Origin of the sequence: Candidatus Kosakonia sp. 282A-S69 (assembly GCF_029433855.1) — a bacterium.
In the GTDB taxonomy this organism is placed as follows: domain Bacteria; phylum Pseudomonadota; class Gammaproteobacteria; order Enterobacterales; family Enterobacteriaceae; genus Kosakonia; species Kosakonia cowanii_A.
Genome location: NZ_JAROAU010000001.1, coordinates 807,089 through 829,601 on the forward strand (window position 1 = coordinate 807,089; position 22,513 = coordinate 829,601).

24 protein-coding genes are annotated in these 22,513 nt (G+C 56.0%); 22 read left to right on the plus strand and 2 right to left on the minus strand.

What is annotated here, in order from left to right:
* Positions 1 to 381: 381 nt before the first annotated feature.
* Positions 382 to 963, minus strand: a complete 582-nt coding sequence (gene acpH / locus PU683_RS03475) for an ACP phosphodiesterase (protein WP_277170140.1) — start codon at positions 961 to 963, stop codon at positions 382 to 384.
* 93 nt (positions 964 to 1,056) lie between these two features.
* Here acpH and queA point away from each other — a divergent pair, with 93 nt between their 5' ends.
* The 10 genes from queA to PU683_RS03525 all read left to right on the plus strand — a co-directional run bounded on the left by queA (position 1,057) and on the right by PU683_RS03525 (position 12,367).
* A complete protein-coding gene (queA, locus tag PU683_RS03480) occupies positions 1,057 to 2,121 on the plus strand; it encodes a tRNA preQ1(34) S-adenosylmethionine ribosyltransferase-isomerase QueA (protein ID WP_277170141.1) in 1,065 nt (354 codons plus the stop codon).
* Between the two features lie 204 nt (positions 2,122 to 2,325).
* Positions 2,326 to 3,453 (plus strand): tRNA guanosine(34) transglycosylase Tgt, encoded by a 1,128-nt coding sequence (gene tgt, locus PU683_RS03485; protein WP_023481912.1) that lies wholly within the window; start codon positions 2,326 to 2,328, stop codon positions 3,451 to 3,453.
* Between the two features lie 21 nt (positions 3,454 to 3,474).
* On the plus strand, positions 3,475 to 3,807 hold the full coding sequence (gene yajC, locus PU683_RS03490; RefSeq protein WP_187801500.1) for a preprotein translocase subunit YajC: 333 nt from the start codon (positions 3,475 to 3,477) through the stop codon (positions 3,805 to 3,807).
* 27 nt (positions 3,808 to 3,834) lie between these two features.
* Positions 3,835 to 5,682, plus strand: coding sequence for a protein translocase subunit SecD (gene secD / locus PU683_RS03495; RefSeq protein WP_277170143.1), 1,848 nt, complete (start codon positions 3,835 to 3,837; stop codon positions 5,680 to 5,682).
* Positions 5,683 to 5,692: 10 nt separating this feature from the next.
* Positions 5,693 to 6,664, plus strand: coding sequence for a protein translocase subunit SecF (gene secF, locus PU683_RS03500; protein WP_277170144.1), 972 nt, complete (start codon positions 5,693 to 5,695; stop codon positions 6,662 to 6,664).
* 233 nt (positions 6,665 to 6,897) lie between these two features.
* Entirely contained in the window at positions 6,898 to 7,515 is a 618-nt protein-coding gene (locus tag PU683_RS03505) for a response regulator (protein ID WP_277170145.1), read from the plus strand.
* A gap of 15 nt (positions 7,516 to 7,530) precedes the next feature.
* Complete coding sequence (locus PU683_RS03510) at positions 7,531 to 8,250, plus strand: Hpt domain-containing protein (protein WP_277170146.1); 720 nt, start codon at positions 7,531 to 7,533, stop codon at positions 8,248 to 8,250.
* 67 nt (positions 8,251 to 8,317) lie between these two features.
* Positions 8,318 to 9,655 (plus strand): ATP-binding protein, encoded by a 1,338-nt coding sequence (locus PU683_RS03515; protein WP_277170147.1) that lies wholly within the window; start codon positions 8,318 to 8,320, stop codon positions 9,653 to 9,655.
* 249 nt (positions 9,656 to 9,904) lie between these two features.
* The gene (locus PU683_RS03520) at positions 9,905 to 11,401 is read left to right on the plus strand and encodes a glycosyl hydrolase family 18 protein (RefSeq protein WP_277170148.1); all 1,497 of its coding nucleotides are present in this window, start codon (positions 9,905 to 9,907) and stop codon (positions 11,399 to 11,401) included.
* Positions 11,402 to 11,596: 195 nt separating this feature from the next.
* Positions 11,597 to 12,367, plus strand: coding sequence for a lytic polysaccharide monooxygenase (locus PU683_RS03525; RefSeq protein WP_277170149.1), 771 nt, complete (start codon positions 11,597 to 11,599; stop codon positions 12,365 to 12,367).
* A gap of 98 nt (positions 12,368 to 12,465) precedes the next feature.
* Here the strand turns inward: PU683_RS03525 and PU683_RS03530 are convergent, their stop codons facing one another.
* Positions 12,466 to 13,149 (minus strand): LuxR C-terminal-related transcriptional regulator, encoded by a 684-nt coding sequence (locus PU683_RS03530; RefSeq protein WP_034814117.1) that lies wholly within the window; start codon positions 13,147 to 13,149, stop codon positions 12,466 to 12,468.
* A gap of 233 nt (positions 13,150 to 13,382) precedes the next feature.
* On the opposite strand from PU683_RS03530, the gene gspG reads away from it, so the two are divergent.
* From gspG to PU683_RS03590, 12 genes are all read left to right on the plus strand, one after another.
* The gene (gene gspG, locus PU683_RS03535; protein WP_277170150.1) at positions 13,383 to 13,805 is read left to right on the plus strand and encodes a type II secretion system major pseudopilin GspG; all 423 of its coding nucleotides are present in this window, start codon (positions 13,383 to 13,385) and stop codon (positions 13,803 to 13,805) included.
* Positions 13,806 to 13,819: 14 nt separating this feature from the next.
* Positions 13,820 to 14,275: a lytic transglycosylase domain-containing protein gene (locus PU683_RS03540; protein ID WP_277170151.1), complete on the plus strand. Its 456-nt coding sequence runs from the start codon at positions 13,820 to 13,822 to the stop codon at positions 14,273 to 14,275.
* Positions 14,263 to 15,441, plus strand: a complete 1,179-nt coding sequence (locus PU683_RS03545; protein WP_277170152.1) for a type II secretion system F family protein — start codon at positions 14,263 to 14,265, stop codon at positions 15,439 to 15,441. The genes PU683_RS03540 and PU683_RS03545 overlap by 13 nt, the downstream gene beginning before the upstream one ends.
* Positions 15,441 to 17,078: a GspE/PulE family protein gene (locus PU683_RS03550; RefSeq protein ID WP_277170153.1), complete on the plus strand. Its 1,638-nt coding sequence runs from the start codon at positions 15,441 to 15,443 to the stop codon at positions 17,076 to 17,078. Before PU683_RS03545 ends, PU683_RS03550 begins: the two co-directional genes overlap by 1 nt.
* Complete coding sequence (locus PU683_RS03555) at positions 17,056 to 17,742, plus strand: hypothetical protein (protein WP_277170154.1); 687 nt, start codon at positions 17,056 to 17,058, stop codon at positions 17,740 to 17,742. Before PU683_RS03550 ends, PU683_RS03555 begins: the two co-directional genes overlap by 23 nt.
* A gap of 77 nt (positions 17,743 to 17,819) precedes the next feature.
* Positions 17,820 to 18,269 carry a hypothetical protein gene (locus PU683_RS03560; RefSeq protein WP_277170155.1) on the plus strand — a complete coding sequence of 150 codons (450 nt, stop codon included), beginning with the start codon at positions 17,820 to 17,822 and terminating at the stop codon, positions 18,267 to 18,269.
* An 8-nt stretch (positions 18,270 to 18,277) separates the two neighbouring features.
* Positions 18,278 to 18,823, plus strand: a complete 546-nt coding sequence (locus tag PU683_RS03565; protein WP_277170156.1) for a hypothetical protein — start codon at positions 18,278 to 18,280, stop codon at positions 18,821 to 18,823.
* Positions 18,823 to 19,338 (plus strand): hypothetical protein, encoded by a 516-nt coding sequence (locus PU683_RS03570; protein WP_277170157.1) that lies wholly within the window; start codon positions 18,823 to 18,825, stop codon positions 19,336 to 19,338. The genes PU683_RS03565 and PU683_RS03570 overlap by 1 nt, the downstream gene beginning before the upstream one ends.
* Positions 19,335 to 21,200 (plus strand): secretin N-terminal domain-containing protein, encoded by a 1,866-nt coding sequence (locus PU683_RS03575; protein ID WP_277170158.1) that lies wholly within the window; start codon positions 19,335 to 19,337, stop codon positions 21,198 to 21,200. Before PU683_RS03570 ends, PU683_RS03575 begins: the two co-directional genes overlap by 4 nt.
* Positions 21,200 to 21,673 carry a type II secretion system protein gene (locus PU683_RS03580; protein ID WP_277170159.1) on the plus strand — a complete coding sequence of 158 codons (474 nt, stop codon included), beginning with the start codon at positions 21,200 to 21,202 and terminating at the stop codon, positions 21,671 to 21,673. Before PU683_RS03575 ends, PU683_RS03580 begins: the two co-directional genes overlap by 1 nt.
* Positions 21,660 to 22,016, plus strand: a complete 357-nt coding sequence (locus tag PU683_RS03585) for a type II secretion system protein (RefSeq protein WP_277170160.1) — start codon at positions 21,660 to 21,662, stop codon at positions 22,014 to 22,016. Before PU683_RS03580 ends, PU683_RS03585 begins: the two co-directional genes overlap by 14 nt.
* Positions 22,003 to 22,512 carry a hypothetical protein gene (locus tag PU683_RS03590; protein ID WP_277170161.1) on the plus strand — a complete coding sequence of 170 codons (510 nt, stop codon included), beginning with the start codon at positions 22,003 to 22,005 and terminating at the stop codon, positions 22,510 to 22,512. The genes PU683_RS03585 and PU683_RS03590 overlap by 14 nt, the downstream gene beginning before the upstream one ends.
* Position 22,513 lies beyond the last annotated feature (1 nt).

Below are 22,513 nucleotides of genomic sequence, written 5' to 3' on the forward strand. Positions count from 1 at the left end.
CAACCCGCAGGCCGGATAAGGCGCGAGCCGCCATCCGGCAATGCAGACCGCACCCAATCCGCAGGCCGGATAAGGCGCGAGCCGCCATCCGGCATGCAGACCGCACCCAACCCGCAGGCCGGATAAGGCGCGAGCCGCCATCCGGCAATGCAGACCGCACCCAATCCGCAGGCCGGATAAGGCGTGAGCCGCCATCCGGCAATGCAGATCGCACCCAACCCGCAGGCCGGATAAGGCGTGAGCCGCCATCCGGCAATGCAGACCGCACCAACCCGTAGGCCGGATAAGGCGCGAGCCGCCATCCGGCAATGCAGATCGCACCCAATCCGTAGGCCGGATAAGGCGCGAGCCGCCATCCGGCAATGCCAAACGTGACGGCGTTTACAGCGTCCCCGCGCGCGCCTGCGCCATCATGCGCGGGTAAAACGCCCAAAACTGCGTCTCCAGCGCGTGATAATTGGCGTCAAGATCCTGCCAGGAGTCGCGCAGCGCCTCCAGCCGCGGCCGGCGGCTCGCCATGCCGTTGAGCACATTCTGGATAAATGCCATCTCGCCGTAGCGCTCCATCCAGCGCTCCGACCATAAGTAATTGTTCAAATTCACAAAGCGCGGCGGTGAGTCCGGCAGAATGGTCGCCACCTGCGAATGGGCATAGCGGATAAAATCCGTCAGTTCGATGTCGGGTGAGACCTGCGCCCAGTGGCGCGAGAGAAAGTGATCCCACATCACATCCAGCGTAATCGGCGCGACCCGCCGCGTTTCGGGGCGAAACCACTCGCGGGCGGTTTTCACCTCCGGCAGGTTGTCGGTCAGCACGTCAATACGGCGATGCATATGGATCCCTGCCACCACCTCCGGTGCGTAGAGGTCCTCCGGGTTGCCGCGAACAAAATCCGCCAGCAGGTTACCGGCAAGGGAGCTGTTCGCCAGGTGGGCAAGGTGCAGGTGCGCTAAAAAATTCATCTCTATTATTTATCCAAAAGCGGCTAACGGTTGCAGCGAAGGGGCGTGGGCACTAGACTACCCGCCTCTTATTTTATGTCTCGAGTCAGTGTCATGCGCGTTACCGATTTCTCCTTTGAGTTACCCGAATCCCTGATTGCCCACTATCCACAGCCTGAGCGCAGCAGCTGTCGCTTACTGTCGCTGGATGGCCCAACAGGCGCGCTGACGCACGGTACTTTCACCGATCTGCTCGATAAGCTCAACCCGGGTGACCTGCTGGTGTTCAACAACACCCGCGTTATTCCGGCGCGCCTTTTCGGGCGTAAAGCCAGCGGCGGCAAGATTGAAGTGCTGGTTGAGCGCATGCTCGACGACAAACGTATTCTGGCACATATTCGCGCTTCTAAAGCGCCGAAGCCGGGTGCAGAGCTGCTGCTGGGCGATGCGGAAGATATTCAGGCCACCATGGTCGCCCGCCACGATGCGCTGTTTGAAGTGGAATTCCACGATGAGCGCCCGGTGCTCGATATCCTTAACGCCATTGGCCATATGCCGCTGCCGCCCTATATCGATCGCCCGGATGAAGACGCCGACCGCGAACTCTATCAAACGGTCTATAGCCAGAAACCTGGTGCCGTTGCTGCACCGACGGCAGGTCTGCATTTTGATGAGCCGCTGCTGGAGCGCCTGCGCAACAAGGGTATCGAGATGGCTTTTGTCACCCTGCACGTGGGCGCGGGGACCTTCCAGCCGGTGCGCGTTGATAGTATCGAAGATCACATCATGCACTCCGAATATGCCGAAGTGCCGCAAGAGGTGGTGGATGCGGTGCTGGCGGCAAAAGCGCGCGGCAACCGCGTCGTAGCGGTCGGGACGACCTCCGTGCGCTCGCTGGAGAGCGCCGCGCAGGCGGCAAAAGCGGAACTGATCGAACCCTTCTTTGGCGACACGCAGATCTTTATCTATCCGGGTTATCAATACAAAGTGATTGATGCGCTGGTCACCAACTTCCATCTGCCGGAATCGACGCTGATTATGCTGGTCTCTGCGTTTGCGGGGTATCAACACACTATGAATGCGTACCGCGCCGCAGTTGCTGAAAAATATCGCTTTTTTAGTTACGGGGATGCGATGTTTATCACGTACAATCCGCAAGCGATTTTAGAGCGCCCTTAACGGGGCGATTTACTTGCCATTCTGGACCTGAGCTGTGCTCGCACCCCTCACGTACTGCGTGTATGCTCCGGTTGCTGCATGCTTTCCGCGTCCGGACTGGCTGCGCCAATAACGCTTTGCGTGTGGATTGGCTAATTTGAGGTTGTGGAGTGAGTCCGCAACAGAGAGTAATCATCAGACTGTCTATCTGGTGTTGGAGAAAAGATGAAATTCGAACTGGATACTACCGACGGACGCGCCCGCCGCGGCCGGTTGGTGTTTGAGCGCGGTGTGGTTGAAACGCCGGCGTTTATGCCTGTTGGCACCTACGGCACCGTGAAAGGGATGACCCCGGAAGAGGTCGAAGCCACCGGCGCGCAGATCATTCTGGGTAACACCTTCCACCTGTGGCTGCGCCCGGGTCAGGAGATCATGAAGCTCCACGGCGATCTGCACGACTTCATGCAGTGGAAAGGGCCAATTCTCACCGATTCCGGCGGCTTCCAGGTGTTCAGCCTCGGCGATATCCGCAAAATTACCGAAGCGGGCGTTCACTTCCGTAACCCGATCAACGGCGATCCGATCTTCCTCGATCCGGAAAAATCGATGGAGATTCAGTACGATCTCGGCTCCGATATCGTGATGATCTTTGACGAATGTACGCCATACCCGGCGGACTGGGACTACGCCAAACGCTCAATGGAGATGTCTCTGCGCTGGGCAAAACGCAGCCGCGACCGCTTTGACGGGCTGGGTAACAAAAACGCACTGTTCGGCATTATTCAGGGCAGTGTTTACGAAGATTTACGCGATATCTCCGTCAAAGGTCTGGTAGAGATAGGCTTTGATGGCTACGCTGTCGGCGGTCTTGCTGTGGGCGAACCGAAAGAGGATATGCACCGCATTCTGGAGCATGTCTGTCCGCAGATCCCCGCAGACAAACCGCGTTACCTGATGGGCGTAGGTAAACCGGAAGATCTGGTCGAAGGCGTGCGTCGTGGTATCGACATGTTTGACTGTGTAATGCCGACGCGTAACGCGCGTAACGGCCATCTGTTCGTGACCAACGGCGTGGTGAAAATCCGTAACGCAAAATATAAAAGCGACACCAGCCCGCTCGATGCCGAGTGTGATTGCTACACCTGTCGCAATTATTCGCTCGCCTACTTGCATCATCTTGATCGTTGCAACGAAATACTGGGCGCGCGTCTCAATACCATTCATAACCTGCGCTACTATCAGCGCTTAATGGCTGGTTTACGCAAGGCTATTGAAGAGGGTAAATTAGAGAGCTTCGTAGCAGATTTTTACCAGCGTCAGGGTCGACCGGTTCCACCTTTGAACGTTGATTAATTTAATAATGAGGGAATTTGAATGAGCTTTTTTATTTCTGACGCGGTAGCGGCAGCAGGCGCACCGGCGCAGGGCAGCCCGATGTCTCTGATCCTGATGCTGGTAGTATTTGGTCTGATCTTCTACTTCATGATCCTGCGCCCGCAGCAAAAACGTACCAAAGAGCATAAAAAGCTGATGGACTCCATCGCGAAAGGCGATGAAGTGCTGACCAACGGTGGCCTGGTTGGGCGCGTAACCAAAGTAGCGGAAACCGGCTACATTGCTATCGCACTGAACGACACCACTGAAGTGGTAATCAAACGTGACTTCGTAGCTGCCGTTCTGCCGAAAGGCACCATGAAGGCGCTGTAATTTTCGTTTTTCCCAAAGGGAACTGCCGTGTTAAACCGTTATCCTTTGTGGAAGTACATCATGCTGGTCGTCGTCCTTATCGTCGGCCTGCTTTACGCACTTCCCAACCTCTATGGTGAGGATCCGGCTGTTCAGATCTCTGGCGCGCGCGGTGTCGCCGCCAGCGAACAAACTCTGATCCAGGTCCGGAACGAACTAACAAAAGAAAAGATCCGCTGGAAGTCTGTGGCGATGGAAGAGGGCACGGTTCTTGCCCGCTTTGAATCGACCGACACCCAGCTGCGCGCGCGTGAAGTCCTGCTCAGCGCATTAGGCGACAAATATGTTGTCGCGCTCAACCTTGCACCAGCCACGCCTCGCTGGCTCTCCCTCATTAAAGCGGAACCGATGAAACTCGGCCTCGACTTACGTGGCGGGGTTCACTTCCTGATGGAAGTGGATATGCAAACGGCGCTGGGTAAATTGCAGGAACAGAATATCGACAGCCTGCGCAGCGATCTGCGGGAAAAAGGCATTCCTTACTCCACCGTGCGTAAGGAAGATAACTATGGTCTTAGCATTCAGTTTCGCGACAGCGCGGCGCGCGACCAGGCGAATAACTACCTGACCGGCCGTCATCGCGATCTCGTCTTCTCTAATCAGGGCGACAACGTGCTGCGCGTGGTGATGAGCGATGCGCGTCTGAGCGAAGCCCGTGAATATGCTGTTCAGCAGAACATCAACATCCTGCGTAACCGTGTCAACCAGCTTGGCGTTGCCGAGCCGCTGGTGCAGCGTCAGGGCGCTGACCGCATTGTGGTTGAACTGCCGGGTATTCAGGACACGGCGCGTGCGAAAGAGATTCTGGGCGCGACCGCCACGCTTGAGTTCCGTCTGGTTAATACCAATGTCGACGCTTCAGCTGCGGCAAATGGTCGTATACCGGGTGATTCCGAAGTGAAAGAGACACGTGATGGACGGCCAGTTGTGCTGTACAAACGCGTAATCCTCACCGGCGACCACATTACCGACTCGACCTCCAGCCAGGATGAGTACAACGTACCGCAGGTGAATATTTCACTCGATAGCGCGGGCGGTAACATCATGTCTAACTTCACCAAGGACAACATCAATAAACCGATGGCGACCCTGTTTGTGGAGTACAAAGACAGCGGTAAAAAGGATGCCAACGGTCGCGCAATTCTGGTGAAGCAGGAAGAGGTGATTAATATCGCCAATATCCAGTCTCGCCTGGGTAACAGCTTCCGTATTACCGGTATCCAAAACGCCAACGAAGCACGTCAGCTCTCGCTGCTGCTGCGTGCGGGTGCGTTGATTGCGCCGATTCAGATTGTGGAAGAGCGTACCATCGGCCCAACCCTTGGCGCGCAGAACATCACGCAAGGTCTGGAAGCGTGTCTGGCCGGTCTGGCGGTGTCGATCATCTTTATGATCTTCTTCTATAAGAAGTTTGGCCTGATTGCGACCTCGGCGCTGCTGGCGAACCTGGTGCTGATTGTCGGCATTATGTCGCTGCTGCCGGGTGCCACGCTGACCATGCCGGGGATTGCGGGGATCGTGCTAACCCTTGCGGTGGCAGTGGATGCTAACGTACTGATAAACGAACGTATTAAAGAAGAGCTGAGTAACGGACGATCCGTGCAGCAGGCGATTCACGAAGGTTATCAGGGCGCGTTCTCGTCCATTTTCGATGCCAACATCACCACGTTGATCAAAGTGCTTATCCTTTACGCGGTGGGTACTGGCTCAATCAAAGGCTTTGCTATCACCACCGGTATCGGTGTGGCGACGTCCATGTTCACCGCTATTGTCGGTACCCGTGCCATCGTCAACCTGTTGTACGGCGGCAAACGCATTAACAAGCTGTCTATCTGAGGAGTGCGTTGTGGCACAGGATTATACTGTTGAACAATTGAACCATGGTCGTAAAGTCTGGGACTTTATGCGCTGGGACAACTGGGCTTTTATCATTTCCGGCGGGCTGCTGATCCTCTCCATCATTGTGATGGGCATTCGCGGTTTTAACTGGGGCCTGGATTTTACCGGCGGTACGGTTATCGAAATCTCGCTGGAGAAACCGGCGGATATGGACGTCATGCGCGAAGCGCTGGAGAAAGCGGGCTTCCAGGATCCGCTACTGCAGAACTTCGGCAGCAGCCGCGACATCATGGTACGCATGCCGCCAGCGCAGAGCGATAACGGCGGGCAGCTGCTGGGTAGCAAAGTGGTGAGCGTCATTAACGAAGCGACCAGCCAGAATGCCGCCGTGAAGCGTATTGAGTTCGTTGGTCCGAGCGTTGGCGCGGATCTGGCACAAACCGGCGGCATGGCGCTGCTGGTGGCGCTGATCAGCATCCTCGTTTATGTCGGTTTCCGTTTCGAATGGCGCCTGGCGGCGGGCGTGGTTATCGCGCTGGCGCACGACGTCATCATTACCATGGGCGTGCTGTCGCTGTTCCAGATCGAGGTTGATCTGACCATCGTGGCCTCTCTGATGTCGGTGATCGGTTACTCGCTCAACGACAGTATCGTGGTTTCGGACCGTATCCGTGAGAACTTCCGTAAGATCCGTCGCGGTACGCCGTATGAGATCTTCAACATCTCACTGACGCAGACGCTGCACCGTACCCTGATCACCTCCGGCACGACGCTGGTGGTGATCCTGATGCTCTATCTCTTCGGCGGCGCGATGCTGAAAGGCTTCTCACTGACGATGCTGATTGGTGTTTCTATCGGTACGGCCTCTTCCATCTATGTTGCTTCAGCGCTGGCGCTGAAACTTGGGATGAAGCGCGAGCATCTCCTGCAACAGAAAGTGGAAAAAGAGGGGGCGGATCAGCCCTCGATTCTGCCGTAACAGACGGGCAATAATAAAAAACCGCAGCGTAATGTTGCGGTTTTTTTTGCCTGAAATATTCGTAGAATTTATTGGTTAATTATTTCCATCTAATATTTATATCGATTTCGCGTTTCTGTTTATTTCCCTCCCGATATTACTAATAAATATTCATCCTGCACCGGGAGGTTTTTTGCTAGAGTAGCCGCCACTCCTGTAATAACGATGCCACCTGAAAACCCGTAAGCATGGTAATGGAAAAAAAGATCCTGATAGCTGACGATCACCCCATCTATTTAATGGGGTTGCGCGCATTACTCTCACCGCTTGCCGGGCAATATCATATCGTTGACGAGGCGCTCACCACCGATGACGTAATAAGCAAGCTTGAACGTGATGATATCGATATTCTGATTACCGATTTCAGTATGCCCGGGGATAAATATAACGATGGCCTCGCCCTGATTCAGTTAATTAAACGGCGCTGGCCTGAACTGCTGATTATTGTGGTGACGATGATTGATAACCCGGGTATTCAGCGCGCGTTACGGCAGCTTGGCGTGCATGGTGTGCTCAGCAAAGCGGGTCTCTCAACGGAGTTAGTGCATTTTATAAAAGGGCTTACCGGCACATTTGCACCCAGCAAACCCACTGCCGATGTACCCGCCCCGGCAGGCATCAGCCTGACGCCTAAAGAGAGCGAAGTGCTGCGTCTGCTGCTGCGCGGCTTAACGGTGAGCGATATCAGCACCCGCCTTAATCGCACCAAACAGACCGTCAGCGCACAAAAGAAGAGCGCGATGCGCAAGCTGGGCGTCACCTCCGAATATGAACTTTATCAACAGTTGCAACAGCTTGGGCTGGCCAGCTGATTGCCGACAGTGAAGATGAAGATCCCAGCCAACCTGCTCGTTACCTTTGACGCATCGCAACAGAGGCTGTTAACGCAGCAGTGCCAGGTGGATGTTCTTAATAAGATCGAAGTTATTGAGAGCGAATCCGCTATCAGCGCGCTGCGCCGTCACTGCTGGAACGCCCTGATGGTGGATTTAACCCACGACCTCAAGCCAGGCCTGATGCTTATCAACCGGGTGCTGGCGGCCGAACTGGCGGGCACCTTCGCGCCGCCGGGGCTGCTGCTGGCCTGCAGCGCAACCCCGGAGACCTTAAACAGATCTCTGCTGCATCTTAACGGCTTTGATCGGCTTGTCGCCTTACCGATAACCGAAACCTTGCCCTGTGCCGCGCCGCAGGCGGTGGATCTCAGGGAGCTAAATGCGCTGGCAGGCGAGCAACCGGCGGTTATTGATGCGATGATCCCAGTGCTTATTCAGGCGCTTAAAGAGGATATTTGCCACCTCACCACTCTGCCTGTGCAGACGCCGCTCACGACAATTGCTGATATCGCCCACCGAATGAAATCCTCCTGGCATCTGCTGGGCATCAGCCGCGCCAGACGAAGCTGCATCATTATGGAGCGCCTGCCTGCACTGCTGGAAAGCGGTGTTATAACCACGCAGGAGAGCGAAAAGATGCGCATCAATTTTATTTCAGTGCTGTTTGCGTCGCTTCATCAATGTAAGAGGCTGTTATCCGCGCACCGGTAACGTGATGCTGACGGTTAAATAGCTCTCCCTTTTCCTGCTGGTGAATCTCTTTAAAGCGGAGCAGATCGTGCGCAGCGTTACTTTTTATCGCCTCTCGTGGCTCGCTTGTGTGCCGGGGCTGTTTTTCTTCTCTCTGCCTGCGTATGCCGCGCTCTCTGCACGCTGGCATGATGCGGGTTTGCTGAGCGCCATATGTATGGGGGCGCTTCTCCTCTTACTGGTTTACGGGTACGCACAGCGCAGAAAGCGCATCCGCAACCTGCCGCGCAATGAGACGGCGGCTGCAAGCCTTATGAAAAACCACTTCCTCGCTATCATTGGCCATGAAATCCGCACGCCGCTCCATGCGATCCTCGGCATCCTGGAGTTGCAGATCAAACAGAATGCGCAGACGCAACATCCCCAGCCGATGCTGGAGGTGGCATACGATGCGGCAAAAGATCTGCTGGCGTTAGTCGGTGATGTTCTTGATCTGTCGCGCATTGAGTCGGGCCATATGCCCCTTGCCCCCTCTGCGCAGGAGCTGGTGAGCCTGACCCGCTCCGTGGTGCAGCTCTTTGAGGAGGCGAGCGAACAGAAGCAGCTTGCTACCCATTTTTCGGTTGTCGGCGGCGCACGCTGCCCGGTGCTGATTGATCCCTCACGTTACAAGCAGATCCTCTCCAACTTGCTGAGTAACGCCATTAAGTTCACGCGCGAAGGGGAGATCCGCATTACGCTCTCCCACCATGTAACCGATGAGCGGCAAATCGCGGTTTCGCTGACCGTTGCTGATACCGGCCCCGGCATTGCGCCAGAGCATCAGGCGCGGCTCTTCACCCCTTTCACCCAGGTCGGCTCCTGTAAGGATCGCGTGCAGGAGGGATCGGGCCTTGGCCTCGCCATCTGTCAGGCGCTGTGCGAATTAATGGCAGGAGAACTTATCCTGGCCAGCACGCCCGGCAAAGGTACCCGCGTCACGCTGCAACTCACGTTACCGTTGTCCGATGAGACTTGCCCGGCGCAGACAGCCCTGCAGGAGAGGCCGGGTGCAACCGCAACGGGCAAGCGGGTGATGATAGTTGATGATTACCGGCCAAATCTGCTGCTGCTGCGCCACCAGCTCGAACAGCTCGGCCATCAGGTGACGCAAGCGCAAAGCGCAGATGAGGCGCTGGCAAAATGGCATGCCCGGCAGCCGTTTGATTACATTCTGATGGATTGCAATATGCCGCAGATGGATGGCTTTACGCTGGCAAAAATAATTCGTCTTCAGGAGCAGCAGCAGGCTATTTCCCGGGCGACCCTGTTGGGTTTTACCGCTATTGCTCAGCCAGACATTATTGCGCAGTGCCAAAACGCGGGAATGGATGGCTGTCTGTTTAAACCCTGCAGCCAGCAGGAACTTGCAAAATGGATAATATAAACGCGGCGCCGATCAGCGACTAAAAAAGCGTATCGCTTATTGCCAGGAATTTTCCTTGCTTACGCTTCTCGCTTCTCAACTCAGCAAAGAGAGCGCTAATAGGATTATTTATCGCCGGGATTAACATGGAGGACAGAATAATTACTTACCCTGTAACAGGAGGTTACATTGAAAAAGCTCTCTTTAGCTCTCTTGATTGGCTCAGTATTACTCACGCAATCTGTGTTAGCGGCTGAAAATAACCGCACCATGAGTTACCTGACATCATGGGGTCTTCCACAAGATGCCGCGACTCAGTTAGAGAAGTCCAATGTTGACACTTTCTTCCTCTCATTTGGCGGCTGGGATCAGAATGGTGATATCGCCTCTTCTGACAACATCATCAAGCCTGCCGAGTACGATGCTTATTGGCTCTCCCCTTCCTACACGTCCTGGACACAGACCAAGCTGGCAGCGCCCTCTAAACGCATGCTGGTCGCTTTCGGCGGGGAAACGTATGAAAGTATGTGGGCTCATCTTGCCGATCCGGCGAGCCGGGAAAAGATTGCTCAGGGGCTGGTTAAACTGCTGAACACCGACTTCCCGGTTTACAAAAAGGATATGAAGCCGGAAGAGATCGTGGGCGGCTGTTTAAGCACCAACTGGGACAACACCTGCAATATGGCGAGCTACCAGAAAGCAGGCACGGTTCAGCTGGACGGCATCGATTTCGATTATGAAAAAGTGGCCCGCCTGACGCCGCAGGAGAATGAAAACCTGCTTATGCTGGCGAAACGTGTCAGGACGCTGCTCGGCCCGAACAGCGGCAAGCTGCTGAGCCTGACTACCTATCACGTCGGCGCAGATCCTGAAGCCTGCGCCAACCCATCGGTGATGGAAAACTGCTCCTTTATTGAGGATGCCCGCTCTGCACATCACGGTGAAGTGCTGTCACTGCTCACCGGCGGGCGCGATGTGTTCGACTTCTTTAATGTTATGACCTATGACGCCGGTCCGCGTTTCCGCTATAACGTTGCGATGGCCAACTACGCCCGTGCGGTAGGCGATAAGAAGAAGATCATTCTCGGCAATACCATCAACTCCCAGTGGGGGCCGGATGGCCGCTATGTTGAGTCCAAAGAGAATAACCTGACCCGTGCGGCCTGGCAGGCAGAGCAGGGTTACGGCGGTGTCTTCGTCTGGGCGTTGGGATCTAATAACGTTCAGCTGAGCTTTGCCGACCAGGTGAGCTACATCAATGAGATGAAACAGGCGGCGGGCGGCGATGCACCACAGGTGGAGAACCATATTCCCGTTGCGAAAGCAGCATATCCGCAGCAGGTCACCGGTGCCGCCACCGTTGTGCTCGATGGATCTGCCTCAACCGATCCGGAGGGAGCGCCACTGAGCTGGTCCTGGACACAGGTTTCAGGTCCACATGTCACGCTGAGCAGTGCTAACCAGCAGAAGGCGAGCTTTACGCTCAACGCACCGGAAGAGAAGAGCACGCTGGTCTTTACCCTGACGGTAAACGATGGTGAACATGACTCGCTACCGTTAACGATCACCATTTCGCATAACCCGGAGGATAACAGCGCCACCGACCCGGATACGCCGGATAATGGCTCAGTGGCTGCTACGTGGCAGAGCGATAAGATTTATGTCGGAGGCGATAAAGTCTCCTGGAAGGGGCTGGAATATAAAGCGCGCTGGTGGACCCGCGGTAATGAACCAGGAACGAATGAAGTGTGGCAGGTAGTTGAGTAAATTCTAGTTGAGTTAGTCTTTTATGTTTTAGCCGCAATATTCACTTTGCGGCTTTTTTTTATTTGTTCTGAATGGGAATTTTCCTCGCCTTATTACGCTGGCTCTGAAGGGATAAAGGAAAGTTGATATTACTGCTGGGGTGATAACTATTTAATTTAACGCTGTGGATCTATTTCACTAATAAAAGGAGTACGTATGAATTATTCAAAAATAGGCCTGGCGGTTATGACATTATGTATGGCAGGCGGTGCGCTGGCGCATGGCTATGTCTCTCTCCCGGCGTCACGCGCCTATATGTGTAATGCCAACATGGGGTATCAAAATAAAGAGTGTGGCAGCGGTCCGCTGTATGAGATGCAGAGCGTTGAGGGGCCTGATGGGTTTCCCGCTGCCGATCAAGGGCCTGCGGATGGTCATATCGCCAGCGCGGGGGTAGCGTCAATGGGGCGGCTGGATGAGCAGAGTGAAACGCGCTGGGCGAAACACCCTATCAGCGCGGGCAAACACGCCTTCACCTGGACCTATACCGCGCCGCACAAAAGCAAATCATGGGACTACTACCTGACGAAAAGTGACTGGAATCCCGCGCAGCCGCTCACGCGCGCCGCCTTTGAAACAAAACCATTTTGTCATATCGAAGGGAAGAACATTCAGCCCAGCACCGGCCCGGATGTGCCGCATGAGTGCACCGTTCCCGAACGGCAGGGCTACCATGTGATCCTTGCGGCATGGGACGTTGCTGATACGGGCGCCACCTTTTACAACGTGATTGACGTCGATTTCGGCGGTCAAAACGCCCCTGCGCCGGAGGACGATCCCCAGAGCGAACTCCCGGCACAGTGGCAGAACGACGCTATCTATGTGAGCGGCGACAGGGTGTCGTGGAAGGGGAAAGAGTATCAGGCACGCTGGTGGACGCGGGGCAACCAGCCAGGCGAGCATGAAGTCTGGAGCGAAGTGAAGTAACGCGCAGCAGACAAAACAGGGCCATACAGCAACGTGGATGGCCCTGTTTTATCATGCCCGGGCGGCGGTGATATGGAGTGAGATGGCTGGCTTTCCGGTTACATCGCAATATCAAACATCCGCGTCTGGAAGAGCAGGCAGTAGAGCTGGCAGTCTGTTCGCACATTGAGTTTCGCCATTGCCCGCAGCTTATGGGCGCTCACCGTTTTTATGCTGATATTCATGCGTCTGGAGATGGTAGTTAACGAGAGCCCCCGGCAGAGTAGGCGTAAGACTTCACTTTCGCGCGTCGAGAGCTCCTGTGGCGTGATGGCATCGCGGCGGAAAAGGGAGTCCATTAAACCGCGCTCAATATAGACTTCGTCCATTAATACCGTGGCCATCGCGCGCCATAATGTGCGTTCACTGGTATTACGGCTGATATACCCTTTTGCACCGGCCTCAAGGGCGATTCGAATAAGGTTGGTGTTGTTATACGGGGATAAGAAGATGATTTTTGTTTTGGGATAACGGCCTGAAATCCATTTTACCAGCGCGATACCATCTAATTCTGATAAGGGGCTACCGGTTTTTATTGTCGTCAGTCCGTAGCCAAGGAAAAGCAGATCAACTTGTTTATTTGCGAGAATATTCAGCAGTTCTGTTTGTTCATGTGTGTCGCCAACAACCTCGATATCTAATCTCTCAGTGTTGATATTACTGGCCTTCAGAGAGTTAATCATCGAGGTCATTCCTCGGCGTATTATCGTATGCTCATCAGCAATCAATATATTAATTGGCATTAATTATCCTCCCAACGTCCTGTAGGAATGAAGAGTACAAAAGCACCATACGGCGTTCCTGATGTTATTTCTATCTGACCAGTAAGAAAAATCAGCGGCCTTTTACCCAAAAGAGAATTCCTTGCGCGCGTAGAGCATTCTTGAACGCTACGGGAGCAATCGGCTTTCGTCTCTGTTGCATCGGGGGAGAATAGACATGGTAAACGGCAATTCTTTGAGCGAACACGTGAATCATGAATAATCAACAACGCCTTAAGATTAATCAGCAGCAGGGTTTTACACTGCTCGAACTGCTGGTGGTATTAATGATCATTGCGCTGCTGGCCGGCTTCGTTGGCCCGAAATTATTTTCTAATGTTGATCAGGCGAAAGAAAAAACCGCACTACGCCAGATGCACGCCTTTGCGGACGCATTAACGCAATATCGGCTGGATACCGGCAGCTATCCTTCGGAGGCTGAGGGTTTAAATGTACTGGTTGAAAAGCCCGATAACGTTAATAACTGGAACGGCCCCTATCTGGCGCAAAAAATTCCTCATGACCCATGGGGTAAAGCTTACCAGTGGCACAACCCGAGCCGACAATCGCAAAGCGTATTCGAAGTGGATATTTCTACCACTGATAATAATGGCAAGGCCATTGTCTACGGCTTCTGATAATGATTCGGTTAATGCTGGTACTCACTCTGCTGGCCGTGCATGGCGCTGAAGCCCACTGCTGGCAACGTGCGGGCGCGCGTTACGGTATTGAGCCAGCATTATTAAAAGCGATTGCTGTCGTTGAATCAGGATTATCGCCAACGGTGGTGCATAAAAACCGAAATGGCTCCACGGATGTCGGCCTGATGCAGATAAACAGCCAGCATTTCGCACAGCTTAAGCAATACAACATCACCGCACATTCGCTTATTAATAACCCTTGCCAAAACGTGATAACGGGTGCCTGGGTGCTGGCCGGGCAAATTCGCCAGTTTGGTTATAACTGGGAAGCGGTTGGCGCTTATAACGCCGGGAACGCCCGTAATAAGAAAACCCATTTAGCACGCCTGCGCTATAGCCAAAAAGTGGCGCGTATTTATCAGTCGCTGAAAAGGAACGATAAGGAGTTCGCGGCATGGGAAAAATGAGCACCTGGGAAGTGACCTATTTAGAAAAGGGTAAACGAAAAAAAATTCGCACCCAGGCCGATACGCCCATTTCAGCCAGACACCAATTACAGCAGGCCGGCTATGTGGTGCTGCGCGTGGCGCAACAGGCGCAACACTCAACAAAGCGCGTCTCGCTGACGCTCTTTATTCAGGAGCTGATGGCGTTGCTGGATGCCGGGCTGGTGGTGACCGAAGCGATTGAGACCCTCTGCGCCTGCTCCAGCGATGAACAGGCGCTGGAGATGCTGGAGGGTCTGCTGGAGAAACTCTACGCCGGGAGCCAGTTATCGCAGGCGATGGCCGCTCAACCCGACATTTTCCCGCCGCTATTAGTGAATACCGTCGCCTCTTCAGAGCAAACCGGCCAGCTGGCTAGCGCCCTGAAACGCTACCACTTCTATGAACAGCGCCTTGAGCAGTTGCGTAAACGCATTCGCGGTACCTTAACCTACCCGCTGATTGTACTGACGGTAGGCGGCCTGATTATCTGTTTCCTGCTGGGCTTTATCGTGCCCAGCTTTTCACAAGTGTTTGAAGGCGTTAACACCCCCAGCCGCAGCGCTGAACTGATTTTATGGTGGGGTCAGCTGGTGAAACACTCCGGCGCGGAGCTGCTGATGGGCACCATTGTCACGCTCGGTACGCTGATTGTGCTGGCTAAGCAGAGCCTGACCAAACAGCTGCTGCTGAGAGCCGCCATGAAAATCCCCCAGCTTCGCCAGCAGCAGTTCCTCACCATTCTGGTTCGTTTCTATCGCACTCTCGGCCTGCTGCTGGAGGGGGGCGTACCGGTTACCCACGCGTTACGCCTTGCTCAGTCGGTGATCCCGGTCAGCCACCACTCACAGCTCAACACCGTGGTGGAGCATGTAATGGCGGGTAAAAGCGTCTCGGAATCGCTGGAGAGCCAGCATTTAACCACCCCGGTAGCGATGCGTTTACTGCAGGTGGGCGAGCGCAGCGGGGAGTTAGCCGGTATGTGTGAACGCATCGCGGGCTTTTATGACGAGGCGCTGGAGCGCGCCATCGATACGTTTACCCGCGTTTTTGAGCCGTTACTGATGATGATCGTCGGCGGCATCGTCGGTCTGGTGGTGTTTCTCCTCTACATGCCCATTTTTGAGATGGCCGGGAGTATGTCCTGATGATGTCGCAGCCGGAAATTTCCGCCCTGATTGATGACCTGCTGGCGGTTGATGAAGCCCAGCGCAGCGAGGCGTTTGAAAAGCAAATCGAGACCGATGCTGCTGTGCTGCCCGCGCTGGCTGATGCCCTCGGTATCGCGCTGTTTACGCCGCAGGCGGAGGAGGAGGTCACCGTCGATTTTCAGCATGTCGCACTCAATGATGCGCTGGCGATGCATGTCCTGCCGGTGTGCTGGCGCGACCGGCACTGGTTGCTCCTGAGCGACCCCTTTTCGCTGGCGCTACGCCAGTGGGCGCAGCGGCTACCGGTGACCCTTGCCATCGCCTCGCCGGGCTGGTTACGCGAGCAGCTTGAGGCGCTGACCCGCCAGCAGCGCACACTCGATCAGCTTGAACAGCAGGGGAGTGAAGAGGGCGAGGATGAGGTGATCCTTGAGATCACCCCCGGCAATATCGCCAGTGAAAGCAACCCGATTATCAAACTGGTTAACGCCACCCTCTATGATGCGATCCAGAGCCGCGCCAGCGATATTCACCTCAGCGCCGCGCCGGATGGCCTGGCGGTCAAATACCGCGTCGATGGCGTCATCCACGCCATTCGTCACTGCCCGGGTATCCAGGCGTCCGGTCAGATTATTTCGCGCATTAAGGTACTGAGCAGTATGGATATTTCCGAGCGTCGTATTCCACAGGATGGGCGCTTCAAGGCGATGATCCATCAGCGGCCGGTCGATTTTCGTGTCTCGGTGGTGCCGGGGATTCATGGTGAGGATGCGGTGTTGCGCGTGCTCGACAAATCCCACAGCAGCACCCTGAGCCTTGAGACGCTGGGTTTTGATGACCATACGCTGCGCGAAATTCGCCTGTTAACCCACCAGCCGCACGGCATGGTGCTGGTCACCGGGCCGACCGGCAGCGGCAAATCGACCACCCTTTACGCGGCGCTGAGCGAGCTGAACACCGGTGATAATAAGATCATCACCATTGAAGATCCGGTCGAGTATCAGCTTAACGATGTGCTGCAAATTCCCGTCAATGACAAAAAAGGGCTTACCTTTGCCCGTGGCCTGCGCGCCATCTTGCGCCACGATCCCGACACCATTCTGGTCGGTGAGATCCGCGACAGCGAAACCGCCGGTATCGCGGTGCAGGCTGCGCTCACCGGCCACTTAGTGCTCTCCTCCGTGCACGCCAACGATGTATTCAGCGTGCTGGAACGCTTTCTCTATATGAACGTTGATGCCAATAGCCTGCTCTCTGCGCTGCGCGGCGTGCTGGCACAGCGGCTGGTGCGCGGTATCTGCCCGCAGTGCCTGGAGGAGGCGCAACCGAGTGAAGAGGATCTGCATCAGTGGCAGCAGAGCGCGCTTAACACGCTCACGCCGGTGTGGCGTAAAGGGCGCGGCTGTCCGGCCTGCCGACAGAGCGGTTTTCGCGGTCGGCTGGCGCTGGCGGAAGTTTTGCCCTTCAGCGACAGAATGAAAGAGGCGCTTCAGATGCGGGCCTCGGTGCGCCAGATGCGCGAAATTGCCTTAGCAGAAGGCTTTGTCCCACTGCATAACGTTGCCATTCGCGCGGTGCTGGAGGGCAAAACCACTTTTTCGGAGATTAACCGTGTTATCACTCCTCCCGCCTGAGTTGCAGTGCGAGATTCACCCGCAACGGCTGGTGCTTCGCCGGGGCGACCGGGTGCTCGGCGAACAGGCGTTAACCGCGCAGTGTGGGCTGGATGAGGCGCTCGACCAGCTATTACGTGGTCATGCCTTAGCAATGCCCTGGTGGGGAAAGCTCAGCTTCTGTCTGAGCAGCAGCCGGATTCACTACTTTACCGTGCCGTGGCAGCCCGGGCTGAGCACGCCGGAGGAGCTACGCAGCTTCGCCGCTACCGAGGCTGCCAGGCAACCTTTCTGGCGCGACGTTCTGGCGTGTAAAACCGCCTTTATCTCGGTGCAGTTCGGCGCAACGGCGCTGGCGGCAGCCATTGATGAAGCGCTCTGGCAAGCCTTACTGCTCACCGCCCGTAAATGGAGGCTGCGTGTAGGCGGTATTCATGTCGCGTTGCACCATAAGCTTCGCGCGTGGCGCGGCGCGCTGCCCGCCGATGCGCTCTTCTGCCTGCGCGATGAGCAGGCGACGATCTTTGTCTCGCGCCAGCGCGGGCAGTGGCAGCAAGCGTGGTGTCTGCACAATGACACGGGGGTGAGTCCGCAGCAGCAGGTCGCCCGCACCGCGCGATTAATGGGGCTGGACGCTGCCGTTCCGCACTACTTTCTTAACGCTATCGATGTGCCGGGGGAGTAAGGATGTTTTCCATTTCGGCTTGTAAAGGTTGGGCTGCTCCCTGTTTTCAACATCGGCCACGCGCCGCCTGGCCTGTAATGGGGGTCGTGCTGCTGCTGAGCGGCGGTCTGCTGCTGGTAAGCATGAAGGATTATCAACAGCGCGACGCGCTGCAGCGCCAGCATCAGCGGCTGCTGGAGACGGTGGCAAAGCGGGATGAAATTGTCCGCGGCCTGTCGGCGCGCATGAAAAAGCATCAGCCGGATGCGAGTGCCGCCATGCAGGTCGTGGCGATGCTGAACCCACTGGCGAAACTACTCCTGCCCGATGTGGCAATCATGAATGTGAGCGTCGAGCCTGCGAAAAAAGTGGTCCGGCTGCAGGTAAAAGCGATGTCGCTTGAGGCGCTGCTCGATTTCAGCACCCGTCTGGAGGCGATTCCGGCGCGGGTTGAGCTGCAAAACCATACGCCGTCAAAGGAGCTCAGCCAGAAATGGGCGGTCGACGCCACGTTAATCGTTATCTATACCCTTAACCCCCGGCTCTGAGTGAACTTATGAGATTTTCCCTCTCTTTACCTTATCTACGCTGGTCGCTGGCTTCTCTGGTGGAAAAAACGGGCAGGGCACCGCTGCTGGCGGCGCTGTTGCCCCTGATGATCGTCGTTTATTGGCAATTTGCGATCGCCCCGGAGAAGCGCCAGCTCGTCTCTGAAAATGCACAGCTGGAGCTGCAGTTAGATAAACCGCTGGCGCTCTCTCCTCAGCCTGAAAATAGCGCGGCAACTTTACAGCGAACGCTTAACGATACCGAGTATCAACAGGTGAAAGCGGTCTTTGACATTTTTCAGCAGAATCACCTGCAGGTTGACGGCAGCCGGTATCAATTCGGTAAAAACGGAAAAGGGCGTCAACGCGCGCTGGCGCTGACCATTCCGCTGCAGGGCGAGTGGAAGAACTTAACGCGCTCCCTTATCACGATGAGTAAGAGCCTGATATTTCACGTCGACAGGCTCGCCATCAGCCGCGCCAGCCCGGAAAGCGCCCACCTGCTGATCACGCTGCAGTTAACGCTGAGCCTTGCATCTGGTCTGGAGGCGTAATGAAACTGCCGCGATACCTGCAAATCCTGCTGCTGTTGACTGCCGGGCTGCTTACCTGGGTGCATTTCACCGATGAGGAATCACAAAGCGGAGCCGGGATGAGCCAGGCTGCGCCAGAGGACATCCGCCCGCCGCGCCAGGCGAAGGCCCGTTCGCTACGCGTCACGGATGATGCCAGCGCGATTGCCGATCTCTTTCCCGTCTATAACGTGCCGGTCGCGAAAGCGCCCGCGCCGGTGGCGAAGGTACAGAGCGTCACCTTTCCTTTTCGCGTCGTGGGGCTGTGGGTCCGCAAAGATATGCGCATCGTCATCCTGACGGATGGCGCACGTCAATGGCTGATCTGTGACGCCTGTCGTAAAGCGGGGTATATCCGGCCTGGCGGTCTGATCACGCCCGAGTGGCGACTGCAGGCGATGGCGCAGGGCAGCCTGCTTTTTGAATCCTTACCGGGGCATGAGCCATACAGCATCAGCCTTAACTCTTTGACTACACAAGCCGTAACAACACAATGAAAAAACCGATTCTCACTATGGTATGCGCCCTTGCGCTGCTGGCGGGCTGCGTAAGCACTAAGCCGGTTGCGCCGGAAGAGGCCGGGCCCGTCAATACGGCGTCGCTGCTTGATGCGTTGCAGCGTGTCGATAGCCAGCTTAAGCGCCACCCGCAGGATGTTGAGTTGCGAACGCAGCGGCAGCTGCTGGTGACACAACTGGTGGAGGGCTATATCACCGCTGCCCGCCAGGCGGCGGCGAAAAACAACTATCTGGCGGCAAGCCGCGCGTGGCAATCGGTGCTGCGCTATCAGCCCGGCCACTTTGTCGCACTACAGGGATTACAGAAAATAGACCGGCTGCGCGTGCTGGATAAGCTCTACCAGCAGGCGATGGCGCAGTACCAGACCGACCCGGAGCAGGCGTTGGCTAAAATCCAGCAGATCCTGGAGGAGTCGCCGGGCTGGCCGCAGGCGGCAGAGATGCGTGACCATCTTATGCGTGTAATAGCCGTGCAGAATCAGCCGGAGAAGAAGATGAAGCGCGAGCTGCGCAAGCCCGTTAGCTTTACCTTCAGCAAACATAATCTGAAGGAGATCTTCGCCGCCATCAGCCAGATTACCGGCATCAATATTATCTACGATAAGGATGTCTCAGATGCAGCAACGGCCAGCCTGATCGCCCACGATACCAGTGCGGAAAATGCCCTCAATCTGCTGCTGCTCTCCAATCAGCTGCGTAAAAAGATCCTTAATGGCAACACGCTGCTGATCTATCCCGCCACGTTGCAGAAAGAGAAGCTCTACCGCGATACGGTGGTAAAAACGGTCTTTCTCGGATACGCCAAAGCGAAAGAGCTGAACGTGGCGCTGCGTAATTTGATCAAGCTGCGCGATGTTCATGTTGATGAGCGAACCAACTCGGTGACCTTTCGCGGCCCGCGTGAAAGCGTTGAAAAAGCCGAGCAGCTGTTGCTGACTCTCGACCGTCCGGAGGCGGAGGTGACGCTGGCGGTAGAGGTGCTGGAAGTGGACGCCAAAGATGTCGAAAGCTTTGGCATCAACTTCCCCGGGCAGGTTGGCATTGGTTTTAACGCCGTTGAGTCCGGCAGCAGCAACATCGCTGTTAACGCACTGAATAAAAATAATATGTTCGTCAATCTCGGTTCTGGCCAGGGGCTGAGCGCCAATATGCAGAAGATCCGCTCCCATGGTCGCGTGCTGGCTAACCCGCGCATCCGCGTGAAAAACAATAAAAAAGCGGTGGTGGAGATTGGCGAGCGCATCCCGGTTCTGACCAGCAGCATCTCCGAGGGTTTTTCACAAGAGCAGGTTGAGTATCAGGATGTTGGCCTGAAGCTGGAGGTTACGCCGGATATCAGCGTCGATAACACCATCTCGATGGATGTGAAGTTTAACCTCAGCACCATTGGCAGCGCCGAGCACTCGAAAGATGGCGTCGCTTACTATCGCACCAACAACCGCGACGCGGCCACCGTGCTCAGCAGCCAGAATGGGGAAACGCAAATGCTGGCAGGGTTGATCAAAGAGAGCGACAGCGCAGGGCTGAACGGCCTGCCGGGGCTGGCAGAGCTGCCGCTGCTCGGCAAACTCTTCGGCAGCCATGAAAGTAACCATGAGCGGACCGAAGTGGTACTACTGATCACGCCCACCATTGAGCGCAGCATCGACCTGCCAGGCACCCACATCAACACCATCGAGATGGGCAGCGAAGATGCGCCGGGTGAGAGCGCCTACCTGCCGCCAGCCGCAGAGGAGACGCCTGAAGTCTCGCACTTTGCCCCGCCACCGCTGACGCCGCCGGCCTCCTTCCCGGCGAGGAAAAAAGTGCCGATGCCAACGCTTGCTAAAGGCGAGCAGTAATGGCACGGCGCAATGGGTTTACGCTGATTGAGATGCTGGTATCGCTGGCGCTGCTCGCGACGCTTGCCAGCGCCGCGATCCCGATTTACCAGCGTCAGCTCCAGCAGCGCAACGAAGAGGCGTTGCGCGTGGCGCTGCGCGAGATCCGCACTGCCCTCGATCGCTATGCTCAACTCAGTGAAGAGGGAATTATTGAAAAAGAGGCCGATATGTCCAACTGGCCGGTGTCGCTGAATCAACTGGTGGACGGGGTGAACAATAAAAAGTCGGCCAATCGGGAGAAGATCTACCTGCTGCGCGCCATTCCGCGCGATCCCTTCTGCGACTGTGAAGGCAAGCCGAACAGTGAAACCTGGCGGCTGCGCGCCTCGACGCAGGCTCCCGGCGAAAGCACTGGCGGGAAGGATATCTGGGATGTCAGCTCCACCAGCATGCAGCCCGGACTGAATGGAGTGCCGTATGCGCAGTGGTGAAAAGGGCTTTACGCTGATTGAGTTACTGGTGGTGATGGCGATTATCGCCACGCTGATGACACTGGTAGCGCCACGTTTTTTCAATCAAACCGAGCGCGCCAAAATCGTGGTGTTGCAGCACAACCGCAATGCCCTGCGTTCGGCGATTGCCGCCTGGCGTCACGATCGTCTCAGCGGGCCGGAGCGGCTGGAGGAGCTGGTCGAGCAGGGGTATCTGTTTGCTATCCCGTTAGATCCCGTGACCCAGCGGCGCGATAACTGGCAGGTGAAGCGTGACGAGAACGATCAGATTGTCGATGTCACTTCGCCCTCGCTGCCGGAGCAGGAAAATGAGTGGCAGTAAGCCGGAGGGCGGTTTCACCTATCTGTGGGTGCTGCTGATGCTCACCGTGCTGTCGCTCTCCCTGCTGAAAGAGACCCGCTCACGCGAAGTGCGCTTTCGGCAGCAGCAGGAGGAGGAGCTCTTTTTTCGCGGCGTGCAGATCCGCAATGCGATCCACCGTTATCAGAAAAACGGCAGCGGCTGCTTCCCGCTCGGTTTTGAGGATCTGCTGCGCGACAGCCGGGATAAAAAGCCCGTCGCGCATCTGCGCCAGTGGTTTGCCGATCCGCTCACCGGCACGCGTGACTGGGGAATGAGCTACGACAAGCAGGGGCGCTGGGTTGGCGTCTTCAGCAAAGGCCGCGGTAAGCCGCTGCGCCGTATGCTCTTTCCGCCTGAGATAAAGAACTTCAAACCGGCCGAGCGCTATGAGCAATGGGTATTCAAAACCCCGGAAGTGCTCTCCGCTCCGCTCCCTTCAGCCTGCCGCTCGCTGCTTAATCAACCGGATCGATGAG

What these genes read in the sequence shown, in the direction of transcription:
- acpH (WP_277170140.1), bottom strand. Translation starts at nt 963, where the DNA reads ATGAATTTTTTAGCGCACCTGCACCTTGCCCACCTGGCGAACAGCTCC.
- queA (WP_277170141.1), top strand. Translation starts at nt 1,057, where the DNA reads ATGCGCGTTACCGATTTCTCCTTTGAGTTACCCGAATCCCTGATTGCC.
- tgt (WP_023481912.1), top strand. Translation starts at nt 2,326, where the DNA reads ATGAAATTCGAACTGGATACTACCGACGGACGCGCCCGCCGCGGCCGG.
- yajC (WP_187801500.1), top strand. Translation starts at nt 3,475, where the DNA reads ATGAGCTTTTTTATTTCTGACGCGGTAGCGGCAGCAGGCGCACCGGCG.
- PU683_RS03505 (WP_277170145.1), top strand. Translation starts at nt 6,898, where the DNA reads ATGGAAAAAAAGATCCTGATAGCTGACGATCACCCCATCTATTTAATG.
- PU683_RS03510 (WP_277170146.1), top strand. Translation starts at nt 7,531, where the DNA reads ATGAAGATCCCAGCCAACCTGCTCGTTACCTTTGACGCATCGCAACAG.
- PU683_RS03520 (WP_277170148.1), top strand. Translation starts at nt 9,905, where the DNA reads ATGAGTTACCTGACATCATGGGGTCTTCCACAAGATGCCGCGACTCAG.
- PU683_RS03525 (WP_277170149.1), top strand. Translation starts at nt 11,597, where the DNA reads ATGAATTATTCAAAAATAGGCCTGGCGGTTATGACATTATGTATGGCA.
- PU683_RS03530 (WP_034814117.1), bottom strand. Translation starts at nt 13,149, where the DNA reads ATGCCAATTAATATATTGATTGCTGATGAGCATACGATAATACGCCGA.
- gspG (WP_277170150.1), top strand. Translation starts at nt 13,383, where the DNA reads ATGAATAATCAACAACGCCTTAAGATTAATCAGCAGCAGGGTTTTACA.
- PU683_RS03540 (WP_277170151.1), top strand. Translation starts at nt 13,820, where the DNA reads ATGCTGGTACTCACTCTGCTGGCCGTGCATGGCGCTGAAGCCCACTGC.
- PU683_RS03545 (WP_277170152.1), top strand. Translation starts at nt 14,263, where the DNA reads ATGGGAAAAATGAGCACCTGGGAAGTGACCTATTTAGAAAAGGGTAAA.
- PU683_RS03550 (WP_277170153.1), top strand. Translation starts at nt 15,441, where the DNA reads ATGATGTCGCAGCCGGAAATTTCCGCCCTGATTGATGACCTGCTGGCG.
- PU683_RS03560 (WP_277170155.1), top strand. Translation starts at nt 17,820, where the DNA reads ATGGGGGTCGTGCTGCTGCTGAGCGGCGGTCTGCTGCTGGTAAGCATG.
- PU683_RS03565 (WP_277170156.1), top strand. Translation starts at nt 18,278, where the DNA reads ATGAGATTTTCCCTCTCTTTACCTTATCTACGCTGGTCGCTGGCTTCT.
- PU683_RS03570 (WP_277170157.1), top strand. Translation starts at nt 18,823, where the DNA reads ATGAAACTGCCGCGATACCTGCAAATCCTGCTGCTGTTGACTGCCGGG.
- PU683_RS03575 (WP_277170158.1), top strand. Translation starts at nt 19,335, where the DNA reads ATGAAAAAACCGATTCTCACTATGGTATGCGCCCTTGCGCTGCTGGCG.
- PU683_RS03580 (WP_277170159.1), top strand. Translation starts at nt 21,200, where the DNA reads ATGGCACGGCGCAATGGGTTTACGCTGATTGAGATGCTGGTATCGCTG.
- PU683_RS03585 (WP_277170160.1), top strand. Translation starts at nt 21,660, where the DNA reads ATGCGCAGTGGTGAAAAGGGCTTTACGCTGATTGAGTTACTGGTGGTG.
- PU683_RS03590 (WP_277170161.1), top strand. Translation starts at nt 22,003, where the DNA reads ATGAGTGGCAGTAAGCCGGAGGGCGGTTTCACCTATCTGTGGGTGCTG.